This is a genomic window from Streptomyces sp. NPDC057438 (assembly GCF_042802995.1).
Lineage (GTDB): Bacteria > Actinomycetota > Actinomycetes > Streptomycetales > Streptomycetaceae > Streptomyces.
Genome location: NZ_JBHVDD010000027.1, coordinates 1 through 21,375 on the forward strand (window position 1 = coordinate 1; position 21,375 = coordinate 21,375).

Genomic DNA, 21,375 nt, shown 5'->3' on the forward strand with positions numbered 1-21,375 from the left:
CGACACGGCCGCCGCACCGCCGTCGTATCCCCCACGCACCATCAGCCGTCCACGGAGTTGGAACCCATGCCGAAATCCCGGTCCCCGTACAGGTCGTTGGCGCCCCTGTGGCACCGTGACTACCGCCCGTTCTTCATCTCGTAGCTCATCAGCATGCTCGGTGACGGGGTCTGGCTGGTCGCCCTGCCGTGGGTGGCCATGGAGTTGGGCGGTGACAGCTCCGATCTCGCCATGGTGGTGGGCGCCGAGGCGGTGGGCCTGATCTCCTGTGTCCTCGTGGGCGGTGCGCTCGCGGACCGCTTCCCGCGCAAGCAGGTCGTGTGACCACGACACGCACAAGCCGCGACAGAAGAGGTGGGGCATGCTCAGCAAGGCGATGAAGCTGGCCGGGATCGTTGCGATGACGCTCGCCCTGGCGCTCGGGGGAAGCGCCGCACCGGCCGGGTCCGAGGACGCCGCGCACAGCGTGGCCCAGGGGGAGGGTCCGGCGACCCCGAGGTCCTGACCGCCCCACGAGCCCGGACCGCTCCGTACAGCGCGTCGGTCCACGGAGCGGTCTGTCCGTACGGGAAGTCGGCTGGGTCCCGCTCCGTCCCTCAGTCGTCGGGGGCCGGGTCTGCAGCGGCCGCGGCGTAACGGGCGAGTGAGGTGTTGTAGCACGGCAGATGGCGGGAGAGCGCGCCGAGGGCGAGTGCCGCTGCCTCCCGTTCGCGTCCGAGGTCGACGAGCGACAGGGCGAGGAACGCGGTGACCGCGTCGTCGAGATGGTCCGAGGTCTTCGCGCGTTCAGCGAGCAGCATGTCTGCGCCGGCCTGCGGGTGGCCGAGGGTGCGCAGCGTACTGGCGAGCTGGATGACCGCCTGGCGCCGCCGGTCGCCGTCCAGGCCCCCTTCCAGGGCCTGCCGGTAGAGGGGAACAGCCTGTTCGCCCAGGTCGGTCGCGTCGTAGGCGGAGGCGAGCTCGAACGCGGCGACGGCGTGCCCCTCCGGCAGTTCGTCGGCCAGCTTCGTCATCCGCGAGCGGAACTCCGCCGCGTCGCAGTCCTCGAAGGCGGCCCACAGGGCGGCGCACCGCTGGTCCCAGTCCGCTGTGATCGTGGTCATCGTCACAGCTTCGCAGACGGAGCCGAGCAGCCTTGCCGGCGTCAGCCGCTCCGCCGTCCGCGGCGGGGCGGAACGCCGCTCGAACTTCCGCAGGCGTCACGAAGGGACGGCGGTGGCGCTCGGCCCCCGTTCCGTGATCGCGTCGAAGTACGGCCAGCCGTCCACGGCGACCTCCTGGGCGGACGGGTCGAGGTCCAGGTTCACGGCGGCGGCGCCCAGGAGACGGCGGACCGTGCCGGGCTCGTGGAGGTTGAGGTAGGCGTGGTCCGGCAGGCGGACCAGGCCGCCGGAGTCGAAGGAGCAGTTCGAGACGACGCGGTCCTCGGACGGGCCGAAGATCAGGACCAGGCGGCGGCGCCGCGCGCCCTGCGGGTAGAGGGACAGCTTGAGGTGGCAGTGGTCGTGGGCCACGCGACGGGGGTCCCTCCCGCTCGAGCGAAGTCGAGAGTGGGGGAGCTGCCGGACGGTCCAGTGCCAGGGGGTGTCGCCCACGACGAGACGGCGCAGACGGGTGTTCTTCTTCACGGGCTCACGGTAGGGCCCGACACCCCGACGGGCACCGGGATTTACGGGCCCGGGGTCAGGGGTGCAGGGCCTTCGCGAAGCACAGGCTCAGCTCGTGGAAGCGGTAGTAGCCGAACTTCGCGCAGGGCTCGTAGCCGCTGGAGGTGTAGAGCGAGACGGCCTCGGGCTGCTTGGCGCCGGTCTCGAGGACCATGCGGGAGCGGCCGGCGGCGCGGGCGTCGGACTCCAGTGCGGCGAGTATGCGGCGGGCCAGGCCCAGGCCGCGCGCCTCGGGGGTGACGTACATCCGCTTGATCTCGGCGTCGCCGTCCCGGTTGCCCTCGTCGTTGGCGTCCTGGCTGCGCCAGCCGCCCGTGGCCAGGGCTCTGCCGTGCGCGTCGTAGGCGATCAGGTACAGGCCCCGCGGCGGCAGGAAGTGTGCCGGGTCCATGTGGGTGGCGTCGCCGTCGTCGCCGTAGCGGACGCTGTATTCGGCCTGGACCTCGTCGTTCAGCTCGACGGCGTCCGGGTGGTCGAAGGGCATGGGGCGGATAATCATGCCTTGCATCGTACATCTATGCATGGCGCTCCCTTGCGGTGTGGGGCTCGGACGCTCCCCGGCGACGCCCTGGCGCGCGGTCGTCCCGTGTGATCTTCGCCGAACCGGACCCCGTCCACGGTACGGGTATCGTGCCCGCGTGCTGACTGTGACCTCTGTGAACGTGAACGGGCTGCGGGCCGCCGCGAAGAAGGGCTTCGTGGAGTGGCTCGCCGGGACCTCGGCGGACGTGGTGTGCCTCCAGGAGGTGCGGGCCGAGCCGGAGCAACTCCCCGAGGGGGTACGGCAGCCCGAGGGCTGGCACGTCGTGCACGCCCCGGCCGCCGCCAAGGGGCGTGCGGGTGTCTCGCTCTACAGCCGGCGTGAGCCCGACCGGGTCCGGATCGGCTTCGGGTCGGCGGAGTTCGACGGGAGCGGGCGGTACGTCGAGGCCGACCTGCCCGGCGTCACCGTGGCCAGCCTCTACCTCCCCTCCGGCGAGGTCGGGACCGAGCGGCAGGACGAGAAGGTCCGGTTCATGGACGAGTTCCTGCCCTATCTGAAGGACCTGCGGGAACGGGCCGCCGCCGACGGGCGCGAGGTCGTGGTCTGCGGCGACTGGAACATCGCCCACCAGCAGGCCGACCTCAAGAACTGGCGGGCGAACCAGAAGAACTCCGGGTTCCTGCCGGAGGAGCGGGCCTGGCTCGGGCAGGTCCTCGACGCGGGCGACGGAGCGTACGTCGACGTCCTGCGCGCCCTGCACCCGGACGTGGAGGGGCCGTACACCTGGTGGTCGTACCGGGGGCGGGCCTTCGACAACGATTCGGGTTGGAGGATCGACCTCGCCGTTGCGACCCCCGGGCTCGCGCGGAGGGCGGTCAAGGGCTACGTGGAGCGCGCCGCCAGCCATGCGGAGCGCTGGTCGGACCACGCTCCCGTGACGGTGGTCTTCGAGACGTGACGCGGCCCGGGCGCGGCGCATGGACGTGTTGCCCACGCCCGGGTCCTTGGTGGTGTCGGCCACGCCCCGGGGCCGGTCGCACAGCCGCCGGGGCCTTTCGGCCTCACTCTCGGACGTCGAACGGACACTCTCGCGCTCTCGCGGCAGAAGTATCCCGATGGGGTGAACATGCCCCCATGGCGACACTTGTGCGTGGTCAGCGCCCCATGCCCCGTGCATCGCCGGACCGTTGATCCGCCGTCGGCCCTGTCGACTCTCTCAGCCGCCGGTCCAGCGCCAGTGACAGTTCCGCCTCCGCCGCGCTCTTCGCCAGGGGGCGCAGGCGGTGGAGGTCCTCGGTGGTGTGGCCGGGCCGGGTGAGGACGAGGTCGGTGAAGAGGGTGGCGAGGGCCTCGGCGTGTTCGCGGACGCGGCGGCCGGCGGCGAGGACGTCGGCGAGCGGGACGCCCTCGCGGACCAGGGCGGCCGTGACGTCCAGGAGGCGGCGGCTGATGTGCACGATCTCGCCGCCGTCGGTGGCGAGATAGCCGAGGTCCAGGGCGGTGGCGAGGTTCTCCGGGGTCGCCTGGTCGCCGAAGTGGTCGGCGAGTTCCTCGGGGGAGAGGCGGACCGGGGTCTCCTCGGTGGGGTCCCCGAGGCCGAGCAGTTCGCCCACGTCGCGGCCCTGGTCGAACGCCTCGGCCAGCTCGGCTATGCCGCTGAGCGTGTGGCCGCGCTCCAGCAGCGCCGCGATGGTGCGCAGCCGGGCCAGGTGCGTGTCGTCGTACCAGGCGATACGGCCCTCGCGGCGGGGCGGCGGGATCAGTCTGCGCTCCCGGTAGAAGCGCAGGGTGCGTACGGTGATGCCGGCCTCCGAAGCCAGCTCCTCCATGCGGTACTCGCGTCGCTCGCCGTCTTCTGCCACCCGCGCAGCCTATGTCGTACCGCTGGTAACTCCAGAGTGCCGGACCCCTACCCATCGGTACGGTCCTGCCCTACGCTCCCACTGCGCCAGTGATTACTGGCGCGGACGTGGGGTGCGAACGCGGCGTGCGCACGCGATGAGGCGTGGAGGTACCGGATGGCCGGGCAGGGGCAGGACGGGCGGGAGCGGGTGCCGCATGTGCGGGTGGCGGTGGTCGGGTCCGGGTTCGGCGGGCTCGGCGCCGCCGTGCGGCTGCGGCGCGAGGGGATCACCGACTTCGTCGTCCTGGAGCGGGCCGGTTCCGTGGGCGGCACCTGGCGGGACAACGACTACCCGGGGTGCGCCTGTGACGTGCCGTCCCATCTGTACTCGTTCTCGTTCGCGCCGAACCACGCCTGGCCGCGCGCCTTCTCCGGCCAGGAGCACATCCGGGCCTATCTGGAGCATGTGACGGATGTCTTCGGGCTGCGGCCGCACATCCGCTTCGACTCCGAGGTGCTGAGGATGGCCTGGGACGCGGAGCGGCTGCGCTGGGACATCGAGACCAGCGGCGGGCGGCTCTCGGCCGACCTCGTCGTCTCCGCCACCGGGCCGCTCTCCGATCCGCGGATCCCCACCGAGGCCGAGCTGCCGGGGCTCGGCTCCTTCCCCGGCAGGGTCTTCCACTCCGCCCGCTGGGACCACGGCTACGACCTGCGCGGCAAGCGGGTCGCGATGATCGGCACGGGGGCCTCCGCGGCCCAGATCGTGCCGGCGATCGCGCCCGAGGTCGGCCGGCTGACCCTCTTCCAGCGGACCCCGCCGTGGGTGATGCCGCGGGTCGACCGGAGCATCGGCGGCGTCGAGCAGTGGCTGCACCGGCAGTTCCCCTTCACCGCACAGGCCCGGCGCGGAGTGCTGTGGGGCGTCCGGGAGTTCCAGGTGCAGGCCTTCACCAAGCGTCCCCAGGCGCTGGGCCTGGTGGAGCGGGTGGCGAAGCGGAACCTGGCCCGTGCGGTGCGGGACCCGGAGCTGCGCGCCCGGCTCACCCCCGACTACCGCATCGGCTGCAAGCGCATCCTGCTGTCCAACACCTACTATCCGGCGCTCACCCGGCCGAACGTCGACGTCATCGCGTCCGGGCTGGCCAAGGTCGACGGCTCCACGCTCGTCGCCGCCGACGGGTCCGCCGCCGAGGTCGACGCGATCGTCTTCGGCACCGGGTTCCATGTCACCGACATGCCCATCGCCGACCGGGTCGTGGGCGCGGACGGCCGGACCCTCGCCGAGACATGGGCGGACGGTGGGATCCGGGCGCTGCGCGGGACGTCGGCCGCCGGGTTCCCCAACCTGATGACGATCATCGGGCCCAACACGGGCCTCGGGAACTCCAGCATGATCCTGATGATCGAGTCCCAGCTGAACTACATGGCGGACTTCGTACGGCAGTTGGACGTGCTGGGCGGCCGGGTCGCCCTGGACGCCCGGCCCGCCGCCGTGGCCACCTGGAACGAGCGGCTGCAGAAGCGGATGGAGCGCACGGTCTGGAACACGGGCGGCTGCACCAGCTGGTACCTCGACGCCGACGGGCGCAACACGACCGTCTGGCCGGGCACGACGAGCGAGTTCCGCAGTGCGACCCGGCGCGTCGACCTCAGCGAGTACACGGTGCTGCGAGCGGCCCGGACGGGTACGGGGAACGACGAGACGCCCGGGACGCCCGGTACGGGCGGCACGGCGAAGGTGGAGGCCGGAGCGTGACCCGACTGACCCATGTGAAGCAGGGGCCGTACGCGCCGCCCGTCGCCGTCCGGGAGCTGACGGCCGTCTCCGCCGACGGGACGCGGCTGCACGTCGAGACCCACGGCCCGCAGGACGCGCCCGCGGTGGTGCTCGTGCACGGCTGGACCTGCTCGACGGCCTACTGGGCGGCGCAGGTGCGGGAACTCGCCGCCGACCACCGCGTCGTCGTCTACGACCAGCGTGGCCACGGCCGCAGCCCGGCCTTTGCCACGTGCGGCGCGGACGCCCTCGCCGACGATCTGGAGGCCGTGCTCGCGGCGACGCTCGCGCCGGGCGAGAAGGCGGTGCTGGCCGGACACTCCATGGGCGGGATGACGCTGATGGCGGCCGCCGGACGGCCGGGCTTCCGGGAGCACGCGGCGGCGGTCCTGCTGTGCAGCACGGGCAGTTCACGGCTGGTCGCCGAGTCGCTGGTCGTGCCGATGCGGCCGGGGCGCGTCCGCAGCTGGCTCACGCGGCAGGTCCTCGGTTCGCGTGCGCCGCTCGGGCCGGTCACGCCGGTCGCCCGGCGGATCCTCAAGTACGCGACCATGGGCCCCGGCGCGTCGCCGGTGATGGTCGAGGCGTGCGCGCGGATCGTGCACGCGTGCCCGGCCCGGGTACGCCACGCCTGGTCGCACGTCCTGGCCTCGCTCGATCTGGACCACGGGGTACGGGAGTTGACGGTGCCGACGGCCGTCGTCGTGGGCACAGCGGACCGGATGACGCCGCCCGTGCACGCGCGGGCGCTGGCCGCCGCGCTGCCCGACTGCGTGGGCGTGAGCGAGCTGACCGGGGTCGGACACATGGCGCCCGTGGAGGCGCCGGAAGCGGTCACCGCCCGGATACGCGGGCTGGCGGCGGCATATGTACGGGTGGAGCGGGACGAGTTGGAGGAGGCGGGCGCATGAGCAACGGCAGCACCCTGGAGGGGCGGGTCGCGGTCGTCACCGGCGCCGCGCGGGGCGTCGGGGAGCTCCTCGCGCGCAAGCTCTCGGTGCGGGGGGTGAAGGTCGCGCTCGTCGGCCTCGAACCGGACGAGCTGAAGCGGGTGTCGGAGCGGCTGTACGGAGACTGCGCGTACTGGCACGCCGACGTCACCGACCACGAGGCCATGACGCGGGTCGCCGAGGAGGTCAAGGAGCGGTTCGGGCGGGTCGACATCGTCGTCGCCAACGCGGGCGTCGCCAACAGCGGGCCCTTCGTCGACTCCGACCCGGAGTCCTGGCGGCGGGTCATCGAGGTCAACCTGGTCGGATCGGCCGTCACCGGGCGGGCGTTCCTGCCGGCGCTGATCGAGAGCCGGGGCTATCTGCTGCAGATCGCCTCCCTCGCCGCGATCACCCCGGCGCCGATGATGACGGCGTACTGCGCGTCCAAGTCGGGCGTGGAGGCGTACGCGCACTGTCTGCGGGCCGAGGTCGCGCATCAGGGCGTGGGCGTCGGCGTGGGGTATCTGTCCTGGACCGACACGGACATGGTGCGGGGCGCCGACAAGGACGAGGCGCTGCGGGAGCTGCGGGAGCGACTGCCGTGGCCGGCCGGGAAGACGTATCCGCTGGGGCCGGCGGTGGACCGGCTCGTCACCGGGATCGAGCGGCGGTCCGGCCATGTGTACGGGCAGTGGTGGCTGCGGGGGATGCAGGGCGTGCGCGGGTATCTCCCGGGTCTCATCGGGACGTTCGCGCCGCGCGAGGTGCGGCGGATGGAGCCGCGGCTGCGCGGGGTGGCCAAGGGACTGGTGGGGGCCGGCGGGGCCGCGGACGAGCGGACGCGGGGGGTCGGCACGCAGGACCCCCGATAGCGGTGCGTCACCGTGCGTCACTGATCGAAATGCGTTGTATGTCCGCCCGTGTTTGTCTGGTCGAGGCCCGATCCCCTCACCCACAACGGGAGTGAATCCACATGGGCATGAAGGACCAGTTCCAGGACAAGGCTGAGCAGCTGAAGCGGAAGGCCGGGCAGTCGCCGGAGGAGCGGCAGCGGGCTCAGCGGCCTGGTGAGCGTGAGCGTGAGCAGCACGGGCGCGAGCCCGGCCGTGAGCACGGGCAGCCGCAGCGCGAGCACCGCCCGCAGCGTGAGCACGGGCAGCCGGAGCGTGGCGCGCAGCGGCGGGACGAGAAGTCCGAGCGGCTGATGCGGGACGACGAGGACCGGTTCCGGCAGGACGTGTAGGTGCCGGACCTGCTCCGGACACACTGAACGTGGGGCGCCCTCCTTTCCGGGAGGGCGCCCTGCGTCGTTGTGTCTCCTGAGAGTCGTTGTGTCTCCTGAGAAGAGAGACGACGCTCAGGGGCGTCCCGGCAGCTCGGGCCGGCTCCTGTCGGGGACGTCGGTGTGGTCCGGGGGGTTCGCCGGGGGGTGGGTCTTGAGGAGGTCCAGGGCCAGGGTCACCGCCGCCTCCAGCTGGGTGTTGCGGCCCTCGGCCCAGTCCAGGGGGGTGCGCAGGGTCTCCAGGTCCGGGGTGACGCCCCGGTTCTCGACGGTCCAGCCGTACGCGTCGAACCAGGCGGCGTTCATGGGGACGGTGATGACCGACCCGTCGCCGAGCTGGTGACGGCCGGTCATGCCGACGACGCCGCCCCAGGTGCGCTGGCCGACGACCGGGCCGAGGGCCAGCAGTTTGAAGGCCGCCGCGATCATGTCGCCGTCGGACGAGGTCGCCTCGTCGGTCAGGGCCACCACCGGGCCGCGCGGGGCGCTCGACGCGTACGAGACCGGCTGGGCGCCCCGGGTCAGGTCCCAGCCGAGGATCGTGCGGGACAGTTTCTCCACCACCAGCTCGCTGATGTGGCCGCCCGCGTTGCCGCGCACGTCGACGATCAGGGCGGGCCGGGAGACCTCCATGCGCAGGTCGCGGTTGAACTGGGCCCAGCCGGAGCCGCCCATGTCCGGGATGTGCAGGTAGCCGCAGTGGCCGCCGCTCAACTCCCGTACCACTTCACGGCGTTTGGCCACCCAGTCCTGGTAGCGCAGGGGCCGCTCGTCGATCAGGGGGACCACGGCCACGCGGCGGGAGCGGCCCTCGCCCGCGGCGTCGAAGGGGCCCGAAGGGCCTTCCTCGGAAGGGTGCCGGCGGGCGACGGGTTGGGCGAAGGTCAGTTCGACGGTGGTGCCGCCCGCGCCCGCCAGCAGGGGGTACGGGCCGGTCGTCGGGTCCACCGGGCGGCCGTCGACGTGGGTCAGCGCGGCGCCTTCCCTGATGCCGGTGCCGGCCAGCGGGGAGCGGGCCTTGGAGTCGGAGGAGTCGCCGGGGAGGATGCGGCGGACCGTCCAGTCGTCGTCCCGGCGGACGAGGTTGGCGCCGAGGAGGCCCTGGCGGCGCTGGTAGTGGGGCGGGCCCTCGTTGCGGCGGGCGGCGGAGACGTAGGCGTGGGAGGTGCCGAGTTCGCCGAGCAGTTCCCGCAGCAGGTCCGCGAACTCGTCGGGGGAGGCGACCCGTTCGACCAGGGGACGGTACTGGTCGAGGATCGCGTCCCAGTCGACGCCGCTCATCCCGGGGTCCCAGAAGTAGGCGCGGATCAGCCGGCCGGCCTCCGCGTACGACTGGCGCCACTCGGCGGCCGGGTCGACCTCGTGCAGGACGCGCCTCAGGTCGATCCAGACGGTCGAGTCGCCGTCGCCGGACTCGGTGGCGGGGACGGCCCGCAGGTCGCCCTCGTCCACGACGACCAGCCGTGAGCCGTTGCCGCTGACCGCGAACCAGTCCAGGTGCTCGACGAGTTCGGACTTCTTCGCCCGGCTGATGTCGAAGTGCTCCAGGGTCGGGCGGCCCGTCATGTCGTCCGGGTTGGCGAAGGTCTCGCCCAGGGCGCCCGAGATCGGCCAGCGCAGCCAGACCAGGCCGCCACCGGCGACCGGGTACAGCGCCGAGTACTTGGAGGCGGTGACGGGGAAGGGGGTGACCCGGTTCTCCAGGCCCTCGGTCTCGACGGTGACCGTCCCGTCGGTGTTCTCGTCCTCGCTCGGGTCCATGCCTCCGGCGACCGGGCGGCCGTCGGGGTTCAGGGCGAAGGGGGAGGGCGTGGCGGAGGAGAGCGGGAGCAGGTAGGGGCGGCAGCCGAGCGGGAAGGACAGGTCGCCGGTGTGGACGTCGTACACGGGGTCGAAGCCGCGCCAGGACAGGAAGGCGAGGTAGCGGCCGTCGCGGGTGAACACCGGGTTCTCGTCCTCGAACCGGCCGCTCGTCACGTCGACGACGAGCCGGTCCTTGATCCGGGCCATCTTGATCTGGCGCAGCGAGCGGCCGATGCCCGGGTGGGACCAGGTCAGCCAGGCGCCGTCCGGGGAGAAGGCGAGATCGCGGACCGGGCCGTTGAGGGAGGCGATCAGTTCGGTGACCTCGCCGTTCGGCTCCTCCGTCCCCGCGGCGGCCGCCGCTTTGTCGGGCACGGTCAGCAGCAGGAGACGGCCGTCGTGCGCGGCGACGGCGAGACGCTCACCGCTCGGGTCCGCCACCAGCTCCAGGACGCGGCCGAGACCGCCGGAGGCGAGCCGGCGGGGTTCGCGGGCGCCGGTGGCCCGGGGGAGGTGGGCGATCTCGATCGCGTCCTCGCCGTCCGCGTCCGTCACGTACGCCACCTGGCCGCCGGAGCCGAGCATCTCGGGCAGCCGGACGCGTACGCCGGGGGTGTCGGCGATGGTCCGGGCGGGGCCGTCGCGGTGGGTCAGCCAGTAGAGGCTGCCGCGTACGACGACCGCGCTCGCCCGGCCCGTCTCGTCGACGGAGAGGCCGTCCACGTGCTGCGCGGCCGGCACCTGGTACGGCCGCCGCCCGGTCAGCGCCCCGCCGAGGCGGACGTCCAGGCGTCGAGGGCGGGCGTGGGGGGCGAGGTCGTCGACGATCCACAGGTCGCCCGCGCACTGGTACACCACCCGGGTGCCGTCGCTCGATGCGTGCCGGGCGTAGAAGGCGTCGTGGTCGGTGTGACGGCGCAGGTCGGAGCCGTCGTACGCGCAGGAGTAGAGGTTGCCGACGCCCTCGTGGTCGGAGAGGAAGGCGATCCGCCCGGCGACGAACATGGGGGAGTGCAGGTGCCCTTCGAGGCCGGCCAGCAGCCGTTCGCCGTGCAGCCAGAGGCGGCCCGTGGCGCCGCCCCGGTAGCGCTTCCAGGAGGCCGGTTCGTGCGGGGGTGTGCCGGTGAGCAGCAGGGTGCGGCGCTCGCCGTCGATCTCGGCGGACTGGATGTCGGAGACCGGGCCCCAGGGCAGTTTGCGGCCGGGGTCGCCGTCGGTGCGGACCTTGTAGGCCCAGGTGAAGTACGAGAAGGGCTCGCCGTGGGAGGCGACGGCCAGGATGTCCGAGCGGCCCTGCCCGTTCGGGGGCGTCCAGCCGCGGACCTCGGTGTCGGGGCTGCCCCAGTACGTGAGCCGGCGGGCGGGGGCGCCGCCGTCCACCGAGGTCAGATGGATCTCCGGGGTGAGGCTCCGCCAGCTCGTGTACGCAATCTGCCGCCCGTCGGGCGAGAAACGGGGGCCGGTGACCTTCGTACGGTCGACGGTGAGCCGCCAGGCGCGGTACGAACCGTCGAGGGGGGCCAGCCACAGATCGTCCTCGGCCACGAAACAGAGGCGGTCGCCGCTGAGGTGCGGGTGGCGGAGGTAGCCGGCGGCCGGACCCGCCTGCTGTTCGTGCTCCCGCTCGTGCTCCTGCTCCTGCTCCTGCTCCCGCTCGTGCTCCTGCTTCCGGCCTGTCCCTTGCTCATGGGTGTCGCTCACCTCCTCATGCTTTTCCGCGCGGGAGGCCCCGGCAACCGCACGGCCGTGCCCCGGGTGGCTCCACCGTCGTGACCCGGCGGCTCCCGCGTCGTGCCCTGGCGGCTCCCGCGTCGTGACCCAGAAAACGAACGAAACGGTTTCGTTTTCTTCGAGGTGCGGGGTATCGTCTTAAGCGTACGAAACCGTTTCGTTCGGAGGCGGGGATGTCCGGCCCGTGCCGCAGTGGTACGGCCCGGTAGCCTTGTCGTCCCGAACGCGAGCCGGAGCAGCCGGAGCAAGGGGAGTGGGATGACTGAGACCGCGACGGTGCGCCGCAGTCGGATCACGCCCGAGCGGGAGGCCGAGCTGTACGCGGCCGTCCTCGACCTGCTCCGGGAGGTCGGCTACGACGCGCTCACCATGGACGCCGTGGCCGCCCGCACCCGGTCCAGCAAGGCCACCCTCTACCGCCAGTGGGGAGGCAAGGCCGAGCTGGTGGCGAAGGCCATGCGGGCCAACAAGCCCAGCCCCGACTTCGACTCCGCCGACACCGGGTCCCTGCGGGGCGACATGCACGCGCTGATCATGAGCCAGGACGACTGCACCATGGAACAGAACTCCGCGCTCATGCGGGGGCTGGCCATGGCGATCCACGGGAATCCCGACCTCCTGAAGGCGTTCCGCGAGCTGATCATCGAACCCGAGCTGCTGGAGACCCGCCGCATGCTGCAGCGTGCCGTCGACCGGGGTGAGATCCGCGAGGACAACCCTGCCGTCGACTACGTGCTGCACATGTTCGTCGGGGCCTTCGTCGCGCGGGGCATGATCGACGAGCTGCCGCCGACCCAGGCCTTCATCGCTTCGTACATCGACGCCGTGGTCCTCCCCGCCCTCGGTGTGCCGACCGACTGACACACCTGAGCGAGGCCGCGTGACGCGCGGCTGAGCTCCACCTGACGCACCGCTCATGTCGTCGGGCCGATCACCCCTGCCCTGCCCCCCTGCCCCGCCCTGCCTTCTTCCCCTCCCCGCGGCACGGGCTGATCCGTCCTGCCCTCCTGCACGTCCACGACCTGAACGGGAGTACCGCCCCGTGGCCACTTTCCTCTACAGACTCGGCCGGTTCGCCTTCCGGCGACGGCATGTCACCGTCCTGATCTGGGTGGCGCTGCTGACGCTCGCGGGCGTCGGCGCCGCCTCCGCGCCCGCCGCCGGCTCCTCCTCCTTCTCCATCCCGGGCACCGAGGCCCAGAAGGCCTTCGACCTGCTGGAGCAGCGCTATCCCGGGATGAGCGCCGACGGCGCCACCGCCCGGGTCGTCTTCAAGGCCCCCGCGGGCGAGAAGATGACCGACGCCGCCAACAAGGCGGCCGTCGAGAAGACCGTCGGGGAACTGGGCGACGGCTCCGAGGTCGTCTCCGTCAGCGACCCGTTCACCACCCGCGCGGTCAGCCGGGACGGGACGGTCGCCTACGCCTCGGTGGCGTACAAGGTCCCGGCCATGGAGCTCAAGGACTCCTCGAAGGAGGCCCTGGAGACCACGGCGCACAAGGCGCAGGCCGCCGGGCTCACGGTCGAGATGGGCGGCGACGCCCTGCAGCCCGAGCCGGAGACGGCGGTCACCGGCGAGATCATCGGTCTCGCCCTCGCCGCGGTCGTCCTCGTCATCACCCTGGGCTCGCTGGTCGCGGCCGGGCTCCCGCTGCTGACGGCGATCATCGGCGTCGGCATCGGGGTCTCCACCATCACCGCACTCGCCAGCGCGCTCGACCTCGGCGACACCACCTCCACCCTCGCCCTGATGATCGGTCTCGCGGTCGGCATCGACTACGCGCTGTTCATCGTCTCCCGCTACCGGTCCGAGCTGGCCGAGGGCAGGGGCCGCGAGGAGGCGGTCGGCCGGGCCGTCGGCACCGCCGGCTCGGCGGTCGTCTTCGCGGGGCTCACGGTCGTGATCGCGCTGGCCGGTCTCGCGGTCGTCAACGTCCCGATGCTGACCAAGATGGGTCTCGCGGCGGCGGGCACGGTCGTCGTCGCGGTCCTCATCGCCCTCACCATGGTCCCGGCGCTGCTCGGCTACGCGGGCCGCAAGGTCCGGCCGGCCGGTGAGAAGGGCGGCCTGCTCGGACGCGGCAGGACGAAGAACGCCGCCACGGGCTCCGCCGGGGACCCCACCGCTCAGGCCGCCGGGAGTTCCGCCGCGGTGAAGCCCGGTCTGGGCACCCGCTGGGCGCGTTTCGTCGTCCGTCGTCCGGTGGCCGTGCTGCTGCTCGGTGTGGTCGGCCTCGGAGCGGTCGCGGTGCCCGCCACCCAGCTGGAGCTGGGTCTGCCCGACGACGGTTCGCAGCCCACGTCCACCACGCAGCGCCGTGCGTACGACCTGCTCTCCGACGGCTTCGGGCCCGGCTTCAACGGCCCCCTGATGGTCGTCGTCGACGCCAAGGACAGCGCGTCCCCGCAGCGGGCCGCCACCGCGGTGACCGACGGGATCAAGGGCCTCGACGACATCGTGACGGTGACCCCCGCGACGTTCAACAAGGCCGGCGACACCGCGATGATCACGGTGATCCCGAAGTCCAAGCCGTCCTCGACGCAGACCGAGGACCTGGTGCACGCCATCCGTGACGCGGGCGCCGGCGTGACGGCGGACACGGACGCGAAGGTGCTGGTCACCGGTGCCACCGCCATGAACATCGACTTCTCGCAGAAGCTGACCGACGCGCTGCTGCCGTATCTGGCGCTGGTGGTGGGCCTCGCCTTCCTCCTGCTGATCGTGATCTTCCGGTCGATCCTGGTGCCGCTGAAGGCGGCTCTCGGCTTCCTGCTCAGCGTGCTGGCCGCGCTCGGCGCCGTGGTCGCGGTCTTCCAGTGGGGCTGGCTGGCGGGGCTGATCGGGGTCGAGGAGACCGGCCCGATCATGTCGATGATGCCGATCTTCATGGTGGGCGTGGTCTTCGGTCTGGCCATGGACTACGAGGTGTTCCTCGTGACCCGCATGCGCGAGGCGTACGTGCACGGCGAGAACGCGCACCAGGCCGTGGTGACCGGCTTCCGGTACAGCGCCCGGGTGGTCGCGGCCGCCGCTGCGATCATGATGGCCGTCTTCGCCGGCTTCATCGGCTCCGGCGAGTCGATGATCAAGATGATCGGCTTCGGCCTCGCCATCGCCGTCTTCTTCGACGCGTTCGTCGTCCGCATGGCCATCGTCCCGGCCGTCCTCGCCCTCCTGGGCGACAAGGCCTGGTGGCTGCCGAAGTGGCTCGACCGCGCGCTGCCGAACGTCGACGTCGAGGGCGAGGGGCTGCGGACGCACGACGCCGCCGGGAACTCGGCCGAGGACGACGAGGACAGGGAGCTGGTCCGCGCCTGAGAAGGGCGGCTGCGCCGAACAGGACCGCCGGTGAGGGCCCGTGGGGACGGGCGCCCTCACCGGCTTCCGTGTGCGGGGTGAGGATGACGGGCGACAGGAGAAGAGACCACGGGGGCGGAGCTGCTGCCCTGCACGGCGAGGCTGGGTCGGGCTGGGTGGGTGGCGTGGGAAGCGGCGGGGTCGGAGGGTCGGCATGAGTGACGGGGCGGAGATGGCCGAGATGCACGACAAGGCCGAGGCGGCTGGGGAGCGAAACGAGACCAAGGACGACGGGGCCGTACGGGAGGGGGAGCCTGACCAGGCGGACCAGGCGGACCAGGCGGACCAGGCAGTGCGGGGCAGCGGGGCCGGTCAGGCCGGTCAGGCCGGCTGGGCCGGGCAGCTGCGCCGAGCCGACCGGACCGATGAGACCGAGCAGGCAGGCGGTGCAGGCAGCGCCGCCGGGACCGGCGCGGCTCGCGACGACCGTGTCGGGCCACCCCTCTTCGGTACCGAGCGCGACACCCTCCGCGCCTTTCTCGACTACCACCGCGCGACCCTCGCCATGAAGTGCGCGGGACTCACGGACGAGGAACTGCGGCGCCGTTCGATGCCCCCGTCGAGCCTGTCGCTGCTGGGCCTCGTGCGGCACATGGCGGAGGTCGAACGGGCCTGGTTCCGCCGGGTGTTCGAGGACCATGACGCCGCCATGGTGTGGTCGAAGGAGATCGACTTCCAGGCGGCGTACGACGCGAGCGCCTCGACGCGGGCGGAGGCGTTCGGGGCGTGGGAGGCGGAGGTGGAGACCTCCCGGCGTATCGAACGCGAGGCGGAGTCCCTGGACCTCACCGGTCACCAGGCGCGCTGGAACGAGGACGTCTCCCTCCGGATGGTCATGATCCACGTCCTGCTGGAGTACGGCCGCCACAACGGCCACGCGGACTTCCTGCGGGAAGGGGTGGACGGGACCGTGGGGGCGTGAGGACCGAGGGGACCGCGAGCGACCGCGCTCCAGCCCGCACGGGACGGCTCCGGCGACGGCTCGGGCGACGGCTCCGGAGGCGCGTGCGGGCGCTGGACGGGCGGCCCGTCGTCGGTGTCGTCGTGGGCGCGGTGAACGTGCTGCTGTGCTGTGTGCTTCTTCTGGTGGCCGTCGGCGTGCTGTTCGTGGAGCCGGTCACCCGGGCCGAGGAGACCGCGGCCTGGCATCTCGCGGGCCGGATCTACGGCTGGTGGTTCCTGGGCGGACTGGTCCTGTTCCCGGTGCTGGGGATGGTGCGGACGTCGGCCGTCCACCTGACCACGATGATCGCGACCCCTGGCGTGCTGTTCACGCTCGTGGTGCTGGCGGCCGTACGGTGACCGGAAACGGCGCCGGCTGACAAGGAGTCCATGGCTGACGCCTGGGAAGCGCACAGCAAACCCTCATAGCATCACGCGCATTCCATGACGGGAACATTCGGAAGGCGTGGTTCGGCATCATGAGCACAGCACCCACGAACGGCAGTAACGGCCAGAGCCGCGGCCCGGGCCACCACCACGACGACGAGTTCGACAAAGGGCTCTCCCACGACCTCCCCGTGTTCGCCCGCCGCCGCATGATCCGACTGCTGGCCGGCGCGAGCATGGTCCCGCTGGTCGCGGCCTGTTCCACGGACGACTCCGGCGGCGGCACCGCGTCGGACTCTTCCTCCTCCGGTTCGTCCGCCTCCGGCACCTCCGGCTCGGACTGCGAGGTCATCCCCACCGAGACGGCCGGCCCGTACCCCGGTGACGGCTCGAACGGCCCGAACGTCCTCAAGGAGAGTGGCGTCGTCAGGCAGGACATCACCAAGAGCTTCGGCACGGCGGACGGCGTCGCCGAAGGCATCCCTCTGACGATCACGCTGACCGTCGTCGACCAGTCCTCCGGCTGCGACACCCCGAAGAAGGGTGCCGCCGTCTACCTGTGGCACTGCGACCGGGAGGGCAGGTACTCCCTCTACTCCGACGGTGTCACCGGGGAGAACTACCTGCGCGGCGTCCAGGAGGCCGACGAGAAGGGCCAGGTCACCTTCACGTCGATCTTCCCTGCCTGCTACACGGGCCGTTGGCCGCACATCCATTTCGAGGTCTACGACAGCCTGGACGACGCCACCGCCGCCCAGGCTGTCGCGGCCACCTCGCAGCTCGCCTTCCCCAAGGACGTCTGCGACACCGTGTACGCGACGGACGGGTACAGCCAGAGCGTCCAGAACCTCGCCCGGCTCTCCCTGGAGACCGACGGCATCTTCAGCGACGGCTACGACCAGCAGCTCGCCACCATGAAGGGCAGCACCGCCCAGGGGTACACGGCGACGCTCACCGTGCCGGTGTGACCCCTCGCCGGCCTCGCTCAGCCCGGGTCGAGGTGCGCCGTCTCCCCCCACCGCGTCAGCCGCAGCCGTCCCCCGTCGCTCTCCCACTGCGAGACCGAGGCGTTGGGGACGGGTGGCAGCGCGCCGGGGGACGCCGCGCCGAGGCCCGCGCAGACCAGGCGGACGGCGGCGGCGATCGCGTCGTGGGCGACCAGCAGCACCCGCCGGCCCCCGGCGACCCGGTCCAGCTCGTTCACGAAGTCCCGCACGCGCAGCACCACATCGGTCAGTGCCTCCACGCCCGGCGGGCGGTAGAACCAGTCGCCGACCAGGGCCCGCCGCTCCGCCTCCCCGGGCGCACGGGCCCGCTGGGCGCCCGGCGGGTGCAACTCGAAGATGCCCGTCTCCCGGTCCCGCAGCCGCTCGTCGACGAGAAGCGGCGGCGGGACCACGCGCGGATGCCCGGCCATCGACTCCCAGGTCTGCCGGGCCCGTACGTACGGCGAGCAGACCACCAGATCCGGCCCAGGCCCACCGCCCCCGTCCGCCCCGCCTCCACTGTCGTCGCCGACACCTCCGCCGGCGCTGCCGCCGCCTCCGGAGATCCCCGCCAGCCACCCGCCCAGCGCCCCGGCCTGCGTACGGCCCAGCGCGGACAGCGGCACCTCCGCGTCCCGGCCCGGCAGCGGCACGGTCGACCCCGTCCGCTCGGCCTCGGCGTACGCGACGTTCGCGGTGCTCTGCCCGTGCCGGACCACCCACAGCGACGCGAGGGAATACGGCGGCGGGAGGCCCTCGCCGGGAGCGGGTGCCCGACCCTGCCCGGACGCGCCGTTCAGCGCGCCACCGGCACGGCCGTGTACGTCCGCCGCAGGAAGCGGATCAGCGCCTTCGTGTCGAACTGCATCACCGCCACCCCCTGCGCGGAGTGGAACTCCATGACCGCCTGGACGCGGCCGCAGGGCCAGATGCTCACGGGGCCGGAGGTGGTGGGGGTGCGCAGGCCGCGTTCGAGCAGGTCGCGGGGGAAGGTCCACTCGTCGGGACCGGGCAGGCGCACGTGGACGGCGGACGCGTCGGTGTCGGGGTCGTAGCGCAGGACGACCGGCACGGTGTCCCGGTCGTCAGGGGTGTCCGTGACGACATGGGCCCGGGCGTACTGCTCGACGGTGACAGACATCGGGCTGCTCCTCACGCTGAGTGACCCAAGCAGAAGCTGTGAATCCGCTGTCCGCTGCCTCTCCAATGTCGCATATTTTCCGCCCGGCGCCCCCGGAGGCTCTACCGTGCGCCCGAAGACCGCTGGAAGGCTGCGGCGAGGTCGCGGCGAGGCCGTGGCGAGGCTGTGGCGAGGTGTTCGCAGTTCGTCCCTTACGCGCTCTTGCAAAGGACTCGCAAGAGGGCTCTATCATCGTAAGGTTCCAGCCACCGCGGCTACCAGGAGAGCGAGCCCTCGTATGCACGTGCCCGACGGATTCATCAACGCCCCCGTATCGGCGGCCGCCGGAGTCGTCGCCGCCGGTGCGGTCGCCGTGAGCCTGCGTGGTGCCCGGCGTGAGTTGGACGAGAGGACGGCGCCGCTCGCCGGACTCGTCGCCGCGTTCATCTTCGCCGTCCAGATGCTGAACTTCCCGGTCGCGGCCGGTACCAGCGGACATCTGCTCGGCGGCGCCCTGGCCGCGATACTCGTGGGCCCCTACACAGGGGTCCTGTGCGTGTCCGTGGTGCTCCTGATGCAGGGCATCCTCTTTGCCGACGGCGGCCTCACCGCGCTCGGCGTGAACATCAGTGTCATGGCTGTCGTCACGTCCGTCGTCGCCTACGCGGTCTTCCGCGGCCTGGTCAAGGTCCTTCCCAGGAAGCGCGGTTCGGTCACCGTCTCCGCCTTCGTCGCCGCGCTGATCTCCGTGCCCGCCGCGGCCGCCGCCTTCACGCTCGTCTACGCGATCGGCGGAACCACGGACGTGCCGATCGGCTCGGTCCTCACCGCCATGGTCGGCGTCCACGTCCTCATCGGCATCGGCGAGGCCGCGATCACCGCCGCCACGGTCGGCGCCGTCATCGCCGTCCGCCCGGACCTCGTGCACGGCGCCCGCGGCCTGACCACCCCGCTCAAGCTGCGGGTCGACGGCGAACTGGTCGACGCGCCCGTCGCCGAGCCGACCCCCTCTCCCGCCCCCGTCGCCGCCCGCTCCACGCGCAAGGTCCTCCTCGCCGGCCTCGGCATCTCCCTCCTCCTCGCCGGAGTCGTCAGCTTCTACGCGTCGGCCAGCCCCGACGGGCTGGAGAAGGTCGCCGCCGACAAGGGCATCGACGCCAAGGCCGAGGACCACGCAGCCGCCGGCTCCCCGCTCGCCGACTACGGCGTCCAGGGCCTCGACAACGCCCGGATCGCGGGCGGTCTCGCGGGCGTGATCGGAGTCGGCGTCACCGTCGTCGCCGGCACGGGCGTCTTCTGGGCCGTCCGCAGGCGGCGCGCCGGCGAGGACGTGTCGCCCTCCGCCGTGCCCGGGAACGTCGGCTGACATGGGCGCCGGCCACGCCCACAAGCTGTACCGGCACGCGCACTCGCCCGTGCACGCCCTGCCGCCGCACACCAAACTCGCGGCCGTCTTCGCCTTCGTCGTCGTCGTGGTGTCGACGCCGCGGGAGGCGATGTGGGCGTTCGGGCTCTACGCCGTGCTGCTGGGCGTGGTCGCGTACGTCGCCCGGGTGCCCGCCGGGTTCCTGCTCCGACGCCTGCTGATCGAGGTCCCGTTCGTCGCGTTCGCCGTGCTCATGCCGTTCGTGGCGCAGGGCGAGCGCGTCGAGGTCCTCGGGATGTCGCTGAGCGTCAACGGGCTGTGGGGTGCCTGGAACGTCCTCGCCAAGGGGACGCTGGGTGTCGCCGCCTCCGTCCTCCTCGCCTCCACCACCGAACTCCGCGCGCTCCTCCTCGGACTCCAGCGGCTCCGACTCCCGCCGCTCCTCGTCCAGATCGCCTCCTTCATGATCCGCTACGGGGACGTGATCACCGACGAGATGCGGCGAATGCGGATCGCGCGCGAGTCACGCGGGTTCGAGGCAAGCGGCGTACGGCACTGGGGGGTCCTCGCCAAGACGGCCGGGGCGCTGTTCATCCGCTCGTACGAGCGTGGTGAGCGGGTCCATCTGGCCATGATCAGCCGGGGGTACGCGGGGACCATGCCCGTGATCGACGAGGTGACCGCGTCCCGGGCGCAGTGGTCCTACGCGTTCGCCCTCCCGGTCGCCGCGCTCGTCGTGTGTCTGCTGGGATGGAGCCTGTGACCGTGTCCGAGAACCCCGTACCCCCGTCCCCGTCCCTCGAAGTCGCCGGGCTCGCCTTCGCCTACCCCGACGGCCATCAGGCCCTCTTCGGCGTCGACTTCACCGTCCGCCGCGGTGAGCGGGTCGCGCTGCTCGGGCCGAACGGGGCCGGGAAGACCACGCTCGTCCTGCACCTCAACGGCATCCTCACCGGGGGCGCGGGCACGGTGACCGTAGCCGGGATGCCCGTCGGCAAGCGGCACATGGCGGAGATCCGGCGGAAGGTCGGCATCGTCTTCCAGGATCCGGACGACCAGCTGTTCATGCCGACCGTGCGGGAGGACGTGGCCTTCGGGCCCGCGGCGGCGGGGATGGCGGGGCCCGAGCTGGAGGCCCGGGTGGACCGGGCCCTGGCGCAGGTCGGCATGACGGAGTTCAAGGAACGGCCGCCGCACCACCTCTCGTTCGGGCAGCGGCGGCGGGTGGCCGTCGCCACCGTCCTCGCCATGGAGCCGGAGATCCTCGTCCTCGACGAGCCGTCCTCCAATCTCGATCCCGCGTCACGCCGTGAACTCGCGGACATCCTGCGGGCGTTGGACGTGACCGTCCTCATGGTGACGCACGATCTCCCGTACGCGCTCGAACTCTGCCCGCGCTCGCTGATCCTCAGCGAGGGGGTGATCGCGGCGGACGGGGCAACCGCTGAACTCCTCACCGACGACGCCCTGATGCGCACCCACCGCCTCGAACTGCCCTTCGGCTTCGACCCACGGTCGGTACCGGCGGGGTAGGGGCCGGGGGCCCTCCGTGTCTCTCGTCGGGCGAGGCGTGGGGTTCCGGGTCGGTGGGAGGTGCCGTCGCGGACCATCGCGGACCATCGCGAACCGCACGTCGATCCGCCGACGGGCCGGGCGGAGGCGAGCTTGGGTGTGGGCCTTTCCGCGGGCTCGGC

21 protein-coding genes and 1 pseudogene are annotated in these 21,375 nt (G+C 72.3%); 15 read left to right on the plus strand and 7 right to left on the minus strand.

Annotated elements, in window-relative coordinates; all coding sequences use genetic code 11:
* Positions 1 to 153 precede the first annotated feature (153 nt).
* The gene (locus tag ACFU5F_RS17260) at positions 154 to 324 is read left to right on the plus strand and encodes a hypothetical protein (RefSeq protein WP_383887668.1); all 171 of its coding nucleotides are present in this window, start codon (positions 154 to 156) and stop codon (positions 322 to 324) included.
* Between the two features lie 37 nt (positions 325 to 361).
* Positions 362 to 505 carry a hypothetical protein gene (locus ACFU5F_RS17265; protein ID WP_383887670.1) on the plus strand — a complete coding sequence of 48 codons (144 nt, stop codon included), beginning with the start codon at positions 362 to 364 and terminating at the stop codon, positions 503 to 505.
* Positions 506 to 596: 91 nt separating this feature from the next.
* Here ACFU5F_RS17265 and ACFU5F_RS17270 read toward each other — a convergent pair whose 3' ends face one another.
* The 3 genes from ACFU5F_RS17270 to ACFU5F_RS17280 form a co-directional block, all read right to left on the minus strand.
* The gene (locus ACFU5F_RS17270; protein WP_383887672.1) at positions 597 to 1,103 is read right to left on the minus strand and encodes a tetratricopeptide repeat protein; all 507 of its coding nucleotides are present in this window, start codon (positions 1,101 to 1,103) and stop codon (positions 597 to 599) included.
* A 96-nt stretch (positions 1,104 to 1,199) separates the two neighbouring features.
* Positions 1,200 to 1,628, minus strand: coding sequence for a hypothetical protein (locus ACFU5F_RS17275; RefSeq protein WP_383887674.1), 429 nt, complete (start codon positions 1,626 to 1,628; stop codon positions 1,200 to 1,202).
* A 55-nt stretch (positions 1,629 to 1,683) separates the two neighbouring features.
* The gene (locus ACFU5F_RS17280) at positions 1,684 to 2,166 is read right to left on the minus strand and encodes a GNAT family N-acetyltransferase (RefSeq protein ID WP_383887676.1); all 483 of its coding nucleotides are present in this window, start codon (positions 2,164 to 2,166) and stop codon (positions 1,684 to 1,686) included.
* Positions 2,167 to 2,305: 139 nt separating this feature from the next.
* On the opposite strand from ACFU5F_RS17280, the gene xth reads away from it, so the two are divergent.
* Positions 2,306 to 3,109 (plus strand): exodeoxyribonuclease III, encoded by an 804-nt coding sequence (gene xth, locus ACFU5F_RS17285; protein WP_383887678.1) that lies wholly within the window; start codon positions 2,306 to 2,308, stop codon positions 3,107 to 3,109.
* Between the two features lie 196 nt (positions 3,110 to 3,305).
* Here the strand turns inward: xth and ACFU5F_RS17290 are convergent, their stop codons facing one another.
* Entirely contained in the window at positions 3,306 to 4,013 is a 708-nt protein-coding gene (locus tag ACFU5F_RS17290; RefSeq protein ID WP_383887679.1) for a MerR family transcriptional regulator, read from the minus strand.
* 156 nt (positions 4,014 to 4,169) lie between these two features.
* Here ACFU5F_RS17290 and ACFU5F_RS17295 point away from each other — a divergent pair, with 156 nt between their 5' ends.
* The 4 genes from ACFU5F_RS17295 to ACFU5F_RS17310 all read left to right on the plus strand — a co-directional run bounded on the left by ACFU5F_RS17295 (position 4,170) and on the right by ACFU5F_RS17310 (position 7,949).
* A complete protein-coding gene (locus tag ACFU5F_RS17295) occupies positions 4,170 to 5,753 on the plus strand; it encodes a flavin-containing monooxygenase (protein ID WP_383887681.1) in 1,584 nt (527 codons plus the stop codon).
* A complete protein-coding gene (locus tag ACFU5F_RS17300) occupies positions 5,750 to 6,685 on the plus strand; it encodes an alpha/beta fold hydrolase (protein WP_383887683.1) in 936 nt (311 codons plus the stop codon). The genes ACFU5F_RS17295 and ACFU5F_RS17300 overlap by 4 nt, the downstream gene beginning before the upstream one ends.
* Positions 6,682 to 7,578: an SDR family oxidoreductase gene (locus ACFU5F_RS17305; RefSeq protein ID WP_383887685.1), complete on the plus strand. Its 897-nt coding sequence runs from the start codon at positions 6,682 to 6,684 to the stop codon at positions 7,576 to 7,578. The genes ACFU5F_RS17300 and ACFU5F_RS17305 overlap by 4 nt, the downstream gene beginning before the upstream one ends.
* A gap of 101 nt (positions 7,579 to 7,679) precedes the next feature.
* On the plus strand, positions 7,680 to 7,949 hold the full coding sequence (locus ACFU5F_RS17310) for a hypothetical protein (protein WP_383887687.1): 270 nt from the start codon (positions 7,680 to 7,682) through the stop codon (positions 7,947 to 7,949).
* A 114-nt stretch (positions 7,950 to 8,063) separates the two neighbouring features.
* Here the strand turns inward: ACFU5F_RS17310 and ACFU5F_RS17315 are convergent, their stop codons facing one another.
* Positions 8,064 to 11,336, minus strand: coding sequence for a S41 family peptidase (locus tag ACFU5F_RS17315; protein ID WP_383887809.1), 3,273 nt, complete (start codon positions 11,334 to 11,336; stop codon positions 8,064 to 8,066).
* Between the two features lie 444 nt (positions 11,337 to 11,780).
* Here ACFU5F_RS17315 and ACFU5F_RS17320 point away from each other — a divergent pair, with 444 nt between their 5' ends.
* The 5 genes and pseudogenes from ACFU5F_RS17320 (at position 11,781) to ACFU5F_RS17340 (ending at position 17,177) form a co-directional block, all read left to right on the plus strand.
* The gene (locus tag ACFU5F_RS17320) at positions 11,781 to 12,383 is read left to right on the plus strand and encodes a TetR/AcrR family transcriptional regulator (RefSeq protein ID WP_383887689.1); all 603 of its coding nucleotides are present in this window, start codon (positions 11,781 to 11,783) and stop codon (positions 12,381 to 12,383) included.
* Between the two features lie 181 nt (positions 12,384 to 12,564).
* Positions 12,565 to 14,841, plus strand: coding sequence for an MMPL family transporter (locus tag ACFU5F_RS17325; protein ID WP_383887691.1), 2,277 nt, complete (start codon positions 12,565 to 12,567; stop codon positions 14,839 to 14,841).
* A 460-nt stretch (positions 14,842 to 15,301) separates the two neighbouring features.
* Positions 15,302 to 15,802, plus strand: a pseudogene (locus tag ACFU5F_RS17330) (DinB family protein); the annotation flags it as partial.
* An 83-nt stretch (positions 15,803 to 15,885) separates the two neighbouring features.
* Entirely contained in the window at positions 15,886 to 16,182 is a 297-nt protein-coding gene (locus ACFU5F_RS17335; protein WP_383887693.1) for a hypothetical protein, read from the plus strand.
* 119 nt (positions 16,183 to 16,301) lie between these two features.
* Positions 16,302 to 17,177 (plus strand): intradiol ring-cleavage dioxygenase, encoded by an 876-nt coding sequence (locus tag ACFU5F_RS17340; protein WP_383887695.1) that lies wholly within the window; start codon positions 16,302 to 16,304, stop codon positions 17,175 to 17,177.
* A gap of 17 nt (positions 17,178 to 17,194) precedes the next feature.
* Here the strand turns inward: ACFU5F_RS17340 and ACFU5F_RS17345 are convergent, their stop codons facing one another.
* Both ACFU5F_RS17345 and ACFU5F_RS17350 read right to left on the minus strand, forming a co-directional pair.
* On the minus strand, positions 17,195 to 17,914 hold the full coding sequence (locus tag ACFU5F_RS17345) for a histidine phosphatase family protein (RefSeq protein ID WP_383887697.1): 720 nt from the start codon (positions 17,912 to 17,914) through the stop codon (positions 17,195 to 17,197).
* Between the two features lie 77 nt (positions 17,915 to 17,991).
* The gene (locus ACFU5F_RS17350; RefSeq protein WP_383887699.1) at positions 17,992 to 18,336 is read right to left on the minus strand and encodes an SsgA family sporulation/cell division regulator; all 345 of its coding nucleotides are present in this window, start codon (positions 18,334 to 18,336) and stop codon (positions 17,992 to 17,994) included.
* 277 nt (positions 18,337 to 18,613) lie between these two features.
* Here ACFU5F_RS17350 and ACFU5F_RS17355 point away from each other — a divergent pair, with 277 nt between their 5' ends.
* The 3 genes from ACFU5F_RS17355 to ACFU5F_RS17365 are packed head-to-tail and all read left to right on the plus strand — an operon-like array spanning position 18,614 to position 21,214.
* Complete coding sequence (locus tag ACFU5F_RS17355; protein WP_383887701.1) at positions 18,614 to 19,681, plus strand: energy-coupling factor ABC transporter permease; 1,068 nt, start codon at positions 18,614 to 18,616, stop codon at positions 19,679 to 19,681.
* A 1-nt stretch (position 19,682) separates the two neighbouring features.
* Positions 19,683 to 20,444: a cobalt ECF transporter T component CbiQ gene (cbiQ, locus tag ACFU5F_RS17360; protein ID WP_383887703.1), complete on the plus strand. Its 762-nt coding sequence runs from the start codon at positions 19,683 to 19,685 to the stop codon at positions 20,442 to 20,444.
* Positions 20,432 to 21,214 (plus strand): energy-coupling factor ABC transporter ATP-binding protein, encoded by a 783-nt coding sequence (locus ACFU5F_RS17365; protein WP_383887705.1) that lies wholly within the window; start codon positions 20,432 to 20,434, stop codon positions 21,212 to 21,214. The genes cbiQ and ACFU5F_RS17365 overlap by 13 nt, the downstream gene beginning before the upstream one ends.
* Positions 21,215 to 21,375 lie beyond the last annotated feature (161 nt).

Coding starts and splice junctions, on each gene's coding strand:
- ACFU5F_RS17320 (WP_383887689.1), top strand. CDS start 11,781: ATGACTGAGACCGCGACGGTGCGCCGCAGTCGGATCACGCCCGAGCGG.
- ACFU5F_RS17310 (WP_383887687.1), top strand. CDS start 7,680: ATGGGCATGAAGGACCAGTTCCAGGACAAGGCTGAGCAGCTGAAGCGG.
- cbiQ (WP_383887703.1), top strand. CDS start 19,683: ATGGGCGCCGGCCACGCCCACAAGCTGTACCGGCACGCGCACTCGCCC.
- ACFU5F_RS17340 (WP_383887695.1), top strand. CDS start 16,302: ATGAGCACAGCACCCACGAACGGCAGTAACGGCCAGAGCCGCGGCCCG.
- ACFU5F_RS17350 (WP_383887699.1), bottom strand. CDS start 18,336: ATGTCTGTCACCGTCGAGCAGTACGCCCGGGCCCATGTCGTCACGGAC.
- ACFU5F_RS17280 (WP_383887676.1), bottom strand. CDS start 2,166: ATGATTATCCGCCCCATGCCCTTCGACCACCCGGACGCCGTCGAGCTG.
- ACFU5F_RS17265 (WP_383887670.1), top strand. CDS start 362: ATGCTCAGCAAGGCGATGAAGCTGGCCGGGATCGTTGCGATGACGCTC.
- ACFU5F_RS17295 (WP_383887681.1), top strand. CDS start 4,170: ATGGCCGGGCAGGGGCAGGACGGGCGGGAGCGGGTGCCGCATGTGCGG.
- ACFU5F_RS17365 (WP_383887705.1), top strand. CDS start 20,432: ATGGAGCCTGTGACCGTGTCCGAGAACCCCGTACCCCCGTCCCCGTCC.
- ACFU5F_RS17270 (WP_383887672.1), bottom strand. CDS start 1,103: ATGACCACGATCACAGCGGACTGGGACCAGCGGTGCGCCGCCCTGTGG.
- ACFU5F_RS17355 (WP_383887701.1), top strand. CDS start 18,614: ATGCACGTGCCCGACGGATTCATCAACGCCCCCGTATCGGCGGCCGCC.
- ACFU5F_RS17260 (WP_383887668.1), top strand. CDS start 154: ATGCTCGGTGACGGGGTCTGGCTGGTCGCCCTGCCGTGGGTGGCCATG.
- ACFU5F_RS17305 (WP_383887685.1), top strand. CDS start 6,682: ATGAGCAACGGCAGCACCCTGGAGGGGCGGGTCGCGGTCGTCACCGGC.